Source organism: Pseudomonas entomophila (assembly GCF_023277925.1).
In the GTDB taxonomy this organism is placed as follows: Bacteria; Pseudomonadota; Gammaproteobacteria; order Pseudomonadales; family Pseudomonadaceae; genus Aquipseudomonas; species Aquipseudomonas entomophila_D.
Genome location: NZ_CP063832.1, coordinates 1,357,603 through 1,370,167, shown reverse-complemented (window position 1 = coordinate 1,370,167; position 12,565 = coordinate 1,357,603). Strand labels below are relative to the sequence as shown.

General features: G+C 65.9%; 11 protein-coding genes. 7 read left to right on the top strand and 4 right to left on the bottom strand.

Annotated elements, in window-relative coordinates:
- The first annotated feature begins 2 nt into the window (after positions 1-2).
- From IM733_RS06100 to IM733_RS06080, 5 genes are all read left to right on the top strand, one after another.
- Entirely contained in the window at positions 3-1,247 is a 1,245-nt protein-coding gene (locus IM733_RS06100; protein WP_248920007.1) for an NAD(P)/FAD-dependent oxidoreductase, read from the top strand.
- Between the two features lie 24 nt (positions 1,248-1,271).
- Positions 1,272-2,072, top strand: a complete 801-nt coding sequence (locus tag IM733_RS06095; RefSeq protein ID WP_283107519.1) for an amino acid ABC transporter ATP-binding protein — start codon at positions 1,272-1,274, stop codon at positions 2,070-2,072.
- 207 nt (positions 2,073-2,279) lie between these two features.
- Positions 2,280-3,920: a hypothetical protein gene (locus tag IM733_RS06090; protein ID WP_248920006.1), complete on the top strand. Its 1,641-nt coding sequence runs from the start codon at positions 2,280-2,282 to the stop codon at positions 3,918-3,920.
- Between the two features lie 321 nt (positions 3,921-4,241).
- On the top strand, positions 4,242-5,051 hold the full coding sequence (locus tag IM733_RS06085; RefSeq protein WP_248920005.1) for a gamma-glutamyl-gamma-aminobutyrate hydrolase family protein: 810 nt from the start codon (positions 4,242-4,244) through the stop codon (positions 5,049-5,051).
- Between the two features lie 313 nt (positions 5,052-5,364).
- The gene (locus tag IM733_RS06080; RefSeq protein WP_248920004.1) at positions 5,365-5,694 is read left to right on the top strand and encodes a hypothetical protein; all 330 of its coding nucleotides are present in this window, start codon (positions 5,365-5,367) and stop codon (positions 5,692-5,694) included.
- A 164-nt stretch (positions 5,695-5,858) separates the two neighbouring features.
- On the opposite strand, the gene argE is transcribed toward IM733_RS06080, so the two are convergent.
- Together argE and IM733_RS06070 are read right to left on the bottom strand one after the other, a co-directional pair.
- A complete protein-coding gene (argE, locus tag IM733_RS06075; protein WP_248920003.1) occupies positions 5,859-7,019 on the bottom strand; it encodes an acetylornithine deacetylase in 1,161 nt (386 codons plus the stop codon).
- Positions 7,012-7,689 carry a DUF1028 domain-containing protein gene (locus IM733_RS06070; protein ID WP_248920002.1) on the bottom strand — a complete coding sequence of 226 codons (678 nt, stop codon included), beginning with the start codon at positions 7,687-7,689 and terminating at the stop codon, positions 7,012-7,014. The genes argE and IM733_RS06070 overlap by 8 nt, the downstream gene beginning before the upstream one ends.
- 357 nt (positions 7,690-8,046) lie before the next feature.
- On the opposite strand from IM733_RS06070, the gene IM733_RS06065 reads away from it, so the two are divergent.
- Positions 8,047-9,363, top strand: coding sequence for a flavin-containing monooxygenase (locus IM733_RS06065; RefSeq protein ID WP_248920001.1), 1,317 nt, complete (start codon positions 8,047-8,049; stop codon positions 9,361-9,363).
- Positions 9,363-9,779 (top strand): RidA family protein, encoded by a 417-nt coding sequence (locus IM733_RS06060; RefSeq protein WP_248920000.1) that lies wholly within the window; start codon positions 9,363-9,365, stop codon positions 9,777-9,779. Before IM733_RS06065 ends, IM733_RS06060 begins: the two co-directional genes overlap by 1 nt.
- Positions 9,780-9,824: 45 nt before the next feature.
- Here IM733_RS06060 and IM733_RS06055 read toward each other — a convergent pair whose 3' ends face one another.
- Positions 9,825-10,709, bottom strand: coding sequence for a pirin family protein (locus tag IM733_RS06055; RefSeq protein ID WP_248919999.1), 885 nt, complete (start codon positions 10,707-10,709; stop codon positions 9,825-9,827).
- Positions 10,710-10,924: 215 nt separating this feature from the next.
- Positions 10,925-12,562 (bottom strand): phosphoglucomutase (alpha-D-glucose-1,6-bisphosphate-dependent), encoded by a 1,638-nt coding sequence (gene pgm / locus IM733_RS06050; protein ID WP_248919998.1) that lies wholly within the window; start codon positions 12,560-12,562, stop codon positions 10,925-10,927.
- Positions 12,563-12,565 lie beyond the last annotated feature (3 nt).

Here is a 12,565-nt window from a genome sequence, read left to right as displayed (position 1 = left end):
CCATGCATTGCCAAACCATCGTTCTGGGCGCCGGCATCGTCGGCGTCAGCACCGCGCTGCACCTGCAGGCGCGTGGGCGCCAGGTGATCCTGATCGACCGCGACGAGCCCGGCAGCGGCACCAGCCACGGCAATGCCGGGCTGATCGAGCGCTCCAGCGTGATCCCTTACGCCTTCCCGCGAAAGTTCGGCGCACTGCTGCGCTACGGCCTGAACCGCCAACCGGACGTGCGCTACAGCCTGGCGCACCTGCCCAAGGCCGCCCCCTGGCTGCTGCGCTACTGGCAACAGTCGGCGCCGGGGCGCCTGGCCAAGGCTGCCGCGGACATGCTGCCGCTGGTGCAGCGCAGTGTCGAGGAGCACGACGCGCTGATCGACGCCGCCGGCTTGCAGGACCTCGTGCAGGCCAAGGGCTGGATCGAGGTGTACCGCGACAGCGCGCTGTTCGAGCAGGCCAAGCGTGAGCTGCCTGGCCTGGCCCGCTATGGGCTGCGCTACGAAATCCTCGAACACGATCAGCTCCAGGCCCGTGAACAACAGCTCGACGGTGGCGTGGTCGGCGGCATCCACTGGCTGGACCCGAAGACCGTGAGCAACCCCGGCGGCCTCACCCGTGGCTATGCCGCGTTGTTCGTCCAACGCGGCGGGCAGTTCCTCCACGGCGATGCGCGCAGCCTGCGCCAGGCCGACGGTGGCTGGCAGGTGGATACACAGCGTGGCGCGGTCAGCGCCGAGGAAGTGGTGGCCTGCCTCGGCCCACAGTCGGCCGAACTCTACGAAGCGCTGGGCTATGACTTCCCCCTGGGGATCAAGCGCGGCTACCACATGCACTACGCCACCCGTGAGGGTGCCCAGCTGCGTCACTCGGTGTGCGACACCCAGGGCGGCTATGTGCTGGCGCCCATGGCCCGAGGCGTGCGCCTGACCACCGGTATCGAGTTCGCCGCCAGCGACGCGGCCGCCAACGAGATCCAACTGCGGCGCTGCGAAGCCTTGGCCCGCAAGCTGTTCCCGGCCCTGGGCGAGCGCCTCGACGACACACCCTGGCTGGGCCGGCGCCCCTGCCTGCCAGACATGCGCCCGGTCATCGGCCCGGCCCCTCGGCACAAGGGCTTGTGGTTCAACTTCGGCCACGCCCACCACGGCCTGACCCTGGGCCCGGTCAGCGGCCGCCTGCTGGCGGAATTGCTCACCGGCCAGCATCCCTTCACCAACCCTGCGCCCTACAGCGCCGCACGCTTCGACTGAAACCAGAGCGGGAGAACAAGAACGATGTCCGCATCCTCCAGTCTTGCCAGTCTTGCCAGCCTTGCCCCGTTTCACCCCGCACCCGACCCGCGCCCGGAACTGATCCGTATCGAGGGCCTGAACAAGCACTACGGCGCCTTCCATGTGCTGCACGATATCGACCTGTCGGTGCGCGAGGGCGAACGCATCGTGCTCTGCGGCCCTTCCGGCTCGGGTAAGTCGACGCTGATCCGCTGCATCAACCGCCTGGAGATCGCCGAGCAAGGCAGTATTCGGGTAGCCGGCACCGACCTGGCCGCCACCACGCGCCAGGCCGCCCAGGTGCGCAGCGAGATCGGCATGGTATTCCAGCACTTCAACCTGTTCCCGCACATGAGCGTGCTCGACAACTGCCTGTTGGCGCCGATGAGCGTGCGTGGGCTGTCGCGCAAGGACGCCGAGGAGCGGGCACGGATGTACCTGAGCAAGGTCGGTATCGAAAGCCAGGCGCACAAGTACCCCAACCAGCTGTCCGGTGGCCAGCAGCAGCGCGTGGCGATTGCCCGGGCACTGTGCATGAAGCCGCGGATCATGCTGTTCGACGAACCAACCTCGGCGCTCGACCCAGAAATGGTCGCCGAAGTGCTCGATGTGCTGGTGCAACTGGCGGGCACCGGCATGACCATGCTCTGTGTCACCCACGAGATGGGGTTCGCCCGCCAGGTGGCCGAGCGGGTGCTGTTCCTGGAGGGGGGGCAGGTCATCGAGGACAGCCCGCCTGAGGTGTTCTTCGGCCAGCCACGTACGGCGCGGGCGCAGGCGTTTCTCAGGCAGATCCTGCATTAGCGAGCGAACGGTGGCACCGGCTCTGCCGGTGTTCGCCAGCGAGGCTGGCTCCTACAGGGGCACGTAAAAGCTATCAGCATGCTACTATCGCGCGGCAACCCTGGACGCACCATTGCCTCGACAAGGAACGCCGCGCGTGAACACCCCTGCGACCTCTTCGGTCAGCCTTGCCTCTGCCTGCCTTGCCCACTCATCAGGTAACGCCCGATGATCGGCGCCCTGCTACGCCGCTCGGCCTACCCCGCCAGCCATGAACGCTCGCCCCTGCAACGCCTGGCCCTGGCCCTGTGGGGCGGCAACCTGCCGTTGACCCGCGACCAGCAACGCCGCCTTGCACAGGTGATGCTGCTGCCGACCTTGGCCTACCTGCTGGTCACCCTCGCCTTCTGCGCACGCCTGACCGACGTGGTCGGCACCCTGGCCTATCACACTCGGTTGCAACAGCTCGCCGTGCACGGCCAATGGCTGACCGCCGCGTCGGTCGGCCTGCTGGTGCTCAGTTGCCTGCTGCGCAAGAGCATGCGCCAGGCCTGGGGCTTCGGCCGCACCCTGCTGTGGGCGCTGATCATCTGCGGCACCAGCGTGTACCTGGGCTACCACGCCCAGCGCCTGCTGGTCGATGCGCTGGTCGAGCGCGCCACCCCGCAGCAAGAGGCCCAGGCGGCGTTCGGCATCCCACTGCTCAATCAAATGCTCAACCATGACCTGCGCCTGGACGGCCAAAGCGCCAGCGCGGCCGAGCTGCGCAGCCCCGAAGGCAAGCTGCGCCTGGCCGAACTGGCCCTGCGCCTGCCGGCCATCACTCCGCTGCCCGCCGTCCAGGGCTTGGCTGCGCAAGCCTTCTTCGAACAGCTCGCCGACCGCCAGCGCGGCGGCTTGGCGCGCAACTACGACAACTACCGCGCGGCCACCGCCAAGCTGGAAGACAACTACCGCCAATACCGGCGCGCCAGCCTGTTCTACTACGGCGCCACCAGCCGCATGGCGATCCTCCAGCGCCAGGGCCAGGCGTGGACCGACTACCAGCGCCTGCTGACCAAGCGCGGGCGCAACTACAACCCGTGGAACCTGCCGGTGAGCGAATGGCAGCCGGTGCGTCATGTGCTGCGCGAGCAGATGGGCGTGCCGGTCAATGATCTTTGGCAACCCGAGGACCGCGCTGGGTTCAACAAAGCGGTGGCCCGCCAGGTGCGTCGCGAGGCACGCAACCAGTACGCCGAGCTGATCCAGGAACGCATCGATGCCGGCTGGATCGAACCCGGCCTGGGCCGCCCGGAGTTCCTGGCCGTGGCGGCGGTGCAGGCACAATGGCGCCAGGCCCTGAGCCTGCCGCCCGGCATCACCCTGTACGCCTACCTCACCCAGGACGCCTTCGAGCGCATGGCCTACCAACCGGCGCTGCAACACGATGCTCGCGAGCTGATGAAACAGCGGGTGGCGGCGCCGGACGACCTGTCGACGCTCGGCCGCGACAGCTACCGTGACCTGGTCACCCCCGCCTTGGCTCTGCTGCTGGCCCTCTGTGGCCTGGCCGTGCACCTGTTCAGGGCGCTGACCTACCTGGTGCGCCTGGTGCAACCGCTGCCGCTGGGGCTCTACGTAAAACTGCTGGTGTTGTACACGCTGCTGCTGGGCAGCCTGCCGTGGCTGGCCGGCAAACCCAGCGTGCCGGCCACGGCCCTGCCACAACAGGGCGGCGACAGCCTGGCCCTGAGCGCACGCCTGGCCAGCCACGCCATCGACTGGCTGGCACCGCTGCAGAACCATGTGCAACCGCTGGGCGAGCGCATCCGCGCAGACTGGCTGGGCGGCTATGGCTTCGGCGTGCTCGAACGCCTCGACGACTGATCGCTCACCTGCCCGCCGCAACGGCGGGCAGGCTTCATTGCAGCCGTGCAATGAACCGACTGCATCGTTAAGTATTATTGACTTCAACCCCCGTCAAACCCTTGTCACCAAAGGCCCCGACGCCCTCCAGCCCCCGAAATTCGGTGCCTGAGCCCCCTGCCACTCGTTTGACATATCGAACGGCTCTGGCAAGCTATGAGTCATGCCCCGACCGGCATCGCCCCAGGTGAGCCGGCAGTGCTCGGGGCTCCAGGCTGCACCCATGGCCCCGGCCGTGCGCCTGCACAACAACGACAGGCATGACCTGTCTCAAGGTGACATATGTCCAACAGCAACATTGGCAACAAGCAACCCTCCCTGCGCAAACCCGTCGTCCTGATGACCATGGGCAGCCAAGAGCGCAAAGGCCATGACTACCAGGTCATGACCCACAAATACATCACCCCGCTGGTCGAGTTCGCCGGTTGCGTCCCGGTCCTGGTGCCCACCTGCTGCGGTACCGAGGACCTCGACACCTACCTGGACATGGCCGACGGCGTATACCTGACCGGCGCGGGCAGCAACATCGACCCCGCTCTCTACGGCCAGGACAACCAGACCCCCGGCAAAGGCCAGGACCAGAACCGCGACCTGTTCGACATCCCGCTGGTCAAGGCGGCGATCAAGCGCGGCCTGCCGATCTTCGGCATCTGCCGCGGCATGCAGGAAATCAACGTGGCCCTGGGTGGTGATATCTACCAGAAGGTCTACGCCGAACCCGGTTTCAACGACCACCGGGAAAACCCGGAAGACCCGGTCGAAGTCCAGTACGCGGCGGTCCATGGCGTGAAAATCAAGCCAGGTAGCTGGCTGCGCGACACCCTGGGCACCGACGAGATCCGCGTCAACTCGCTGCATGGCCAGGGCCTGCGCAACCTGGGTTCCGGCATCGAGCCGATCGCCCACGCCGAGGACGGCCTGGTCGAGGCCATTCACGCCCCGACGCTCTCGCCCTTCCTGTTCGCGGTGCAGTGGCACCCCGAGTGGCAGGCAGCGAAGAACCCTGATTCGATCAAGATGTTCCAGGCCTTCGGCGACGCCTGCCGCGCGCAGGTTCGCAAGGCGCAGGTCAAGCACCACCAGGCTGCCTGATCCACCGAAGCTTCGTTAGCTTTGATCGCGGGGCGGCGCAAGGTCGCCCCCGTTTCCCCGGTCACCCTCTGCTGGTCCCAGAACACATCCCGTGGAAGCGGGCGGCGGGCTTGTGCCTGTCTCCGCGATCTTTTTTCGCCCTGGTTGTGAAAGACAGGCGGGACGATACCGCAAGCAGTTATACGCTCAAATACATCTGCCAAGGTTTCATGGTGCTTAAGCCATACGCCGCTGCCTGACGGCATTTTGCTGGCCCCCAGGCTGCTGAGGTGACGGCAAACTCCGTTCTTCCTCAGATGCTTAGGACAGCAACATGCGAGTATTTCTAGCAACCGCGGCCAGTTGCCTGCTGGCCACCACCACCTTCGCCGTACAGGCCCGGGCGCTGAGCCAGAACGAGCGTCAAGTGTGCGGCTGGGGCTCGCAGATCGCCGCCGAGGCGCAGCAGGCGAAGCTCTCCGGGGTCACGCTGTATGCCACCCGCAAGCGCCTGCAGGTGCGCAAGTTCGACAAACCCTGGATGCGCATGACGGCCTTCGGCATCACCGAGCAAACCTACAACAGCCGATCGCAGCTCAAGCCCGCGGCGATCAAGCAGACGTACTACGAGCAATGCGTGCAGCACGCCATAGCTAAGAGATAATTTTTAATTTTCAATAGGTTAAAGAACTTATTTGATGCTGTTTGACACAAACTCTCAAAGACACCTATAAAAGCAAAATATTCAATATAAACAATGGTTTAAAGAATAAATCTAATATTTTACTTCCAATGGAGCGTCTTGCTTCGGCCAGACGCTCCAGCCCCTTACGTAGCCGTCAGATAATCCCGCAACCGCAGCAGCATCGCATCACAACGCTGCAACTGCTGCACGCTGACGAACTCGTCCGGCTTGTGCCCTTGGTCCATGCTCCCCGGCCCGCACACCACAGTGGGGATGCCGGCCTGCTCGAACAGCCCGCCCTCGGTGCCGAACGCCACGGTGCCGAACTCACTCGAACCACTGAACAGCGCCACCAGCTGCGCTGCCTCGCTGTCGGCCGGCGTGGCCAGCCCAGGATAGGCGCTCAGGGGTTGCAGGCGGATGTCGCTGGCCGCGCTGACCGCGCGCATGCGCGGCAGCAATTCGGCCACGGCGTAGCGCTGCAGCTGGTCGGCCACCGTCTGGGCATCGAACCCCGGCAAGGCGCGCACTTCGAAGTCGAACTCGCACGCCTCCGGCACGATGTTCAGCGCCCGCCCCCCCTTGATCACGCCAGTCTGCACCGTGGAAAACGGCGGGTCGAAGCGCAGGTCATGGTGGCGTGGCAATGCCAGGCCTTCGCCGATCTCGCCGAGCTTGCCGATCAGCCGCGCCGCGTATTCGATGGCATTGACCCCATAGGGTGCGTAGGCCGAATGACAGGCCGCGCCATGCACCTGGCAGCGCATCGCCAGCTTGCCCTTGTGGCCGAGCACCGGCTTGAGTTCGGTGGGCTCGCCGATCAGGCACAGGGTCGGCTTGTTCGGCCGTTGCGCCAACGCGGCGAGCAACGAGCGCACGCCCAGGCAACCGACCTCTTCGTCGTAGGAGAACGCCAGGTGCACAGGAAGGCGCAGCGGTTGCGCGAGGAACGCCGGCACGGCCGCCAGCACCGAAGCGATGAAACCCTTCATATCGGCGGTGCCTCGCCCGTAAAGGCGGCCATCGTGCTCGGTCAGATGAAACGGATCATAGGTCCAGGCCTGCCCGTCGACCGGCACCACATCGGTGTGCCCCGACAGCACCACGCCGCCCCGATCGTGAGGGCCGAGGGTGGCAAACAGGTTGGCCTTGGTGCCTTCGGCGTTATGGAACAACTCACTTTCCACGCCAAGGCCGGCCAGGTAATCCTTGATGAAGCCAATGAGCGCCAGGTTGGAGTCGCGGCTTACCGTGGCAAAGCCCACCAGCCGCTCCAGCAGCGCGCGGCTGCAGAGCTCACTCATCACCCGGCACCCCATAGCTGGGCGCGGCGGTCGGGTTGAGTGCACGGGTCACGTAATCCTGCAACTGGGGGCGGTAAGCCTGCCACAGATTGTCGAGAGCACCGATCGGGTCCTGCTCGGCCCAGTCCACGCGCAAGTCCACCAGCGGCCAGGTCAGCTCGCCAGCGATCTTCAATGCAGCCGAGTGCACCGGCCCCGCTTCGCCACCGGCCGCCATCGCCGCGTGCATGGCGGCCAGCAGGCGGTCGGCCAGGTGGCCACCGGTCTGTTCGAAGGCCGCGACCATCGCTTCGATCACCGCGCGCGAAGTCAGCAGGTTGCCCGCTGCCGCGCACTGTTCGCCCGCCACCGCGTTGTGCACGCCCAACGCCTCCTTGCCGGTGAATAAGGCCACCTGGCCCTGGCTGTCGATCACCGTGACTTGGCGATACTCGCTCCAGCCATTGGCGTTGAGCACCCGGTCCAGTGCCGCAGCGGGCGGCAGTTGGCCTTGCTCCAGGGCGTCGAGGATCTGCGGGCCGAGCGCCGGCAAGGTGATGTTCTGGGTGGCGACCGCGCCTACTCCAGCGCGAACCCAGGGGCAGCGGGCGCCGACGGCGATGCTGGACGAACTGATGGCGATGCCGACCTGGCCGGTTTCCACGCAGCGGCCAATGATGGAGAAGGTCATGGTGCAGCTCCTGTGTTGAGTTACCGGCATTCTCGGCGGCCCTCGGACGCTGCGAAACCAACATTTTCCTCGGCACAGGGCAGGAAAAAACTATGTGCTGAGGCAAGGAGGCAGCTCACGCTGACCGCGCGCCCCCTGTAGGAGCGGCCTTAAGCCGCGAAAGGGCTGCGCAGCAGCCCCAGGATTACAGGGGTAGAGGCAAATCCTGTTTCACTCAAACGCGCAGCCTTCGCCAATTTATCGGCAAGCCCCAGCTAAATACTATTTTCGTGATTCCCTCGCCCTCCCTAGTCTGACCCCAGGCAAAGGCGGTCCCCACCGACCTGAACAAGAACGCCGCTGAAGAAGGGCTGGGACATGACACTGAACAACATCGAAATCGACACCCTCGTGGTCGGCGCCGGCCAGGCGGGCGTTGCCATGAGCGAACACCTGAGCAAGCTGGGCGTGCCACACCTGGTGCTGGAGCGCAAGCGCATCGCCGAAGCCTGGCGCACCGGCCGCTGGGACTCGCTGGTGGCCAACGGCCCGGTCTGGCACGACCGCTTCCCAGGCTTGGAATTCGACCTCGACGCCGACGCCTTCGCCGGTAAGGAGCAGGTCGCCGACTACTTCGAGCAATACGTGCGCAAGTACAACCTGCCGGTGCGTACCGGCGTCGAGGTGAAACAGGTGGTGCGCAACGCCGACCGCCCCGGTTTCACCATCGAGACCAACCAAGGCGTGATCCGCGCCAACCGCGTGGTGGCCGCTACCGGCCCGTTCCAGCGCCCGGTGATCCCCGCCATAGCACCGAAGGACGAGCGCCTGCACCAGATCCACTCCGCCGCCTACTACAATCCGCAGCAACTGCCCGACGGCGCGGTGCTGGTAGTTGGCGCGGGTTCCTCCGGCGTGCAGATCGCCGAGGAGTTGATGCGCGCCGGGCGCCAGGTCTACCTGTCGGTCGGCGCCCACGACCGGCCGCCACGCAGCTACCGCAACCGTGATTTCTGCTGGTGGCTAGGCGTGCTGGGCGAATGGGACGCAGAGATCGCCAAGCCCGGCCGCGAGCACGTGACCATCGCCGTGTCCGGCGCCCGCGGCGGCCACACTGTGGATTTCCGCGCCCTCGCCCACCAAGGCATGACCCTGGTCGGCCTGACCCAGTCGTTCGAAGGCGGTGTCGCACGCTTCCAGGACAACCTGGCCGACAACATCAACCGCGGCGACGAGAACTACCTCGCCCTGCTGGATGCCGCCGACGCCTACATCGAGCGCAACGGCCTGGACCTGCCGGAAGAGCCCGAGGCCCGCAAGCGCCTGCCCGACCCAGACTGCGTCAGCAACCCGTTGCTGGCGCTGGACCTGACCCAGGCCAACGTCACTTCGATCATCTGGGCCACCGGCTACGGCGTCGACTTCAGCTGGCTGCAGGTCGACGCCTTCGACGCCAACGGCAAACCTCAGCACCAGCGCGGCGTGTCGAAAGAGCCCGGCGTGTACTTCCTCGGCCTGCCCTGGCTGTCGCGCCGTGGCTCGTCATTCATCTGGGGCGTGTGGCACGACGCCAAGCATGTCGCCGGGCACATCGCCACCCAACGCACCTACCTGGCCTATCGTGACCGCGAGCAACGCGCGGCGGATGAACAGCAACCCTCGATCAGCAATGTCAGCACCTTCGGAGCCCACTGATGCCTACCCACACTCGCATCCGCATGTTCAACACCAAGGCCACCTACCCCAACCAGACCCTGGACAACGACCTGTGCCAGGCGGTGCGGGCCGGCAACACCATCTATGTGCGCGGCCAGGTCGGCACCGACTTCGAAGGGCGGTTGGTGGGCCTCGGCGACCCGCGAGCGCAGGCCGAGCAGGCGATGAAAAACGTCAAGCAATTGCTTGAGGAGGCCGGCTCGGAACTTTCGCACATCGTCAAGACGACCACCTACATCACCGACCCGCGCTTCCGCGAGCCGGTGTACAAGGAGGTGGGCAAATGGCTGAAGGGGGTGTTCCCGATTTCCACTGGGCTGGTGGTGGCGGGGTTGGCCCAGGCGGAGTGGCTAATGGAGATCGATGTGATCGCCGTGGTGCCCGACGCGCGGTGACCTCGCCTTGGGGCGCTTTGCGCCCCATCGCGGCTGAAGCCGCTGCTACAGGGGGCCGTGCTCGACGCCACCCACCTGGCCAAACCGCCCGGCATGGAAATCATCGAACGATTCGGCGATCTGCGCCTGGCTGTTCATCACGAACGGCCCGTAGCCGACGATAGGCTCATCGATCGGTTCGCCACTGAGCAGCAGCACGCTGGCATCCTCCAGCGCCTCGACCCGCATTGACTCGCCCTCGCGTTCGAACAGCACCAGGCTGGCCGGCCCCGCTTCACGCTCGCCATGGACGCGCAGGTTGCCGCGCAGCACCACCAGCGCTGCATTGCGCCCTGCCGCAACTGGCAGGTCCAGTACCGCGCCGGCCTTCAGGCGGATATCCCACACATCCATCTCGGTGAAGGTCCGGGCTGGGCCCCGGTGATCCGCATAGCGCCCGGCAATTACCCGCAGGCTGCCCGCCTCGCCGTCCAGCGTCACCACCGGAATATCACTGGCCAGCAGGGTTTGGTAACCCGCCGCGGCACGCTTATCCTTGGCCGGCAGGTTGACCCACAGCTGGACCATTTCCAGCGTGCCACCGCTGCGGGCGAAGGCTGGCGAATGGAACTCCTCGTGGATGATGCCCCCGGCGGCGGTCATCCACTGCACGTCGCCCGGGCCGATCAGGCCACCGGCGCCGGTGGAGTCGCGATGCTCCAGTTCACCCTGGTAGACGATGGTCACCGTTTCGAAGCCCCTGTGCGGGTGCTGGCCGACGCCACGCCGGGCGTTGGTGGGGGTGAAGTGGTGGGGGCCGGCGTAATCCAGCAGCAGGAACGGGCTGATGTACCGGGCCAGGTGGTCGTAGGTGAACAGGCTGCGCACCGGGAAGCCGTCGCCCACCCAATGGGCGTGGGGGCTGCGGTAGATGCCTTGGATCTTTTTCATGAGAAGCCTCCTCTTGGATAGGAATCACCTTATCGAAGAGGCCAATCAAGCGGTAGGCGGAGAAAACAGCATAGATCGTCCCACTGATGGAACAACCATGCGATCCTGTAGGAGCGGCTTTAGCCGCGAATCAGGCGACGCGGTGCCTGGGTTCGCGGCTAAAGCCGCTCCTACAGGGACCGCATCGTCTTGATGACACGCAGTGGTGGGAACGATCAGGCGATCGCCGCATCCACCAGCACTTGGGCTTCCTCGACCAGACGCTTGAGGTGCGCCTCGTCGATGAAGCTCTCGGCGTAGATCTTGTAGATGTCCTCGGTGCCCGATGGTCGCGCGGCGAACCAGCCGTTCTCTGTCATCACCTTGAGGCCGCCGATGGCTTGGTTATTGCCCGGCGCATGGCTGAGGATCTGGGTGATCGGCTCGCCGGCAAGCTCGGTGGACTTGACCTGCTCCGGCGCCAGCTTGCTCAACAACGCCTTCTGCCGCGCATCAGCCTTGGCTTCGACACGGGTGGCGTACGGCTTGCCCAGCTTGCTGGTGAGGTCAGCGTAGATCTGGCTCGGGTTGCGACCGGTGCGGGCGGTCATCTCGGCGGCCAGCAGGGCCGGGATCAGGCCGTCCTTGTCGGTGGCCCAGACCGAGCCGTCCTTGCGCAGGAACGAGGCACCGGCGCTCTCTTCGCCGCCAAAGCCCAGCGAGCCGTCGAACAGGCCCTGGGCGAAGAACTTGAAGCCCACCGGCACTTCGTACAGGTCGCGGCCGAGCGCTGCGGTGACACGGTCGATCAGGCCGCTGGACACCACGGTCTTGCCCACGGCTGCGTCTTTGCGCCATTGCGGGCGGTTGCGGTACAGGTAGTCGATGGCCACGGCCAGGTAGTTGTTCGGCTGCAGCAGGCCGTCGGGGGTTACGATGCCGTGGCGATCGTGGTCCGGGTCGCAGGCAAAGGCCACGTCAAAGCGCTCGCGCAGGCCGATCAGGCCCTGCATGGCATACGGCGAGGAGGGGTCCATGCGGATCTGGCCGTCCCAGTCGACGGTCATGAAGCGGAAGGTCGGGTCGACCTCGGTATTCACCACTTCCAGGTCCAGCTGGTAGTGCTCGGCGATGGCCGACCAGTAGCGCACCCCTGCCCCGCCCAGCGGGTCGACGCCCAGGCGCAGCTTGGCGCCACGGATCACGTCGAAGTCGATGACGTTCTCCAGGTCTGCCACGTAGTGGCTCACGTAGTCGTGACGTTGAGTGGTGGGGGCCGCCAGCGCCTGCTTGTGCTCAATGCGCTTGACACCCGCCAGGCCTGCGGCCAGCAGTTCGTTGGCCTTGCCTTCGATCCACTTGGTGACATCGCTGTCGGCCGGGCCGCCATTGGGCGGGTTGTACTTGAAACCGCCGCTTTGTGGCGGGTTGTGCGACGGGGTGATGACGATGCCGTCGGCCAGGCCCTGCTGGCGGCCACGGTTGTAGCAAAGGATGGCGTGGGATACCGCCGGGGTGGGCGTGTACTCGTCATCCTTGCTCAGCATCACCTGCACACCGTTGGCCGCCAGCACCTCCAGGGCGCTGGCCGCGGCCGGAGCGGACAAGGCGTGGGTGTCGGCGCCGATGAACAGCGGGCCGTCGATGCCCTTCTCCTGGCGATACAGGCAGATGGCCTGGGTGATCGCCAGCACGTGGTCTTCGTTGAAGCTCAGCTCGAACGAGGTGCCGCGATGGCCGGAAGTGCCGAAAGCCACGCGCTGGGCGGCCACGGCGGCGTCGGGGCGGCCGGTATAGTAAGCGGTCACCAGGCGGGGAATATCGACCAGCACGCTGGCCGGAGCCGGCTTGCCTGCCAAGGAACTGAGCGTCATGCA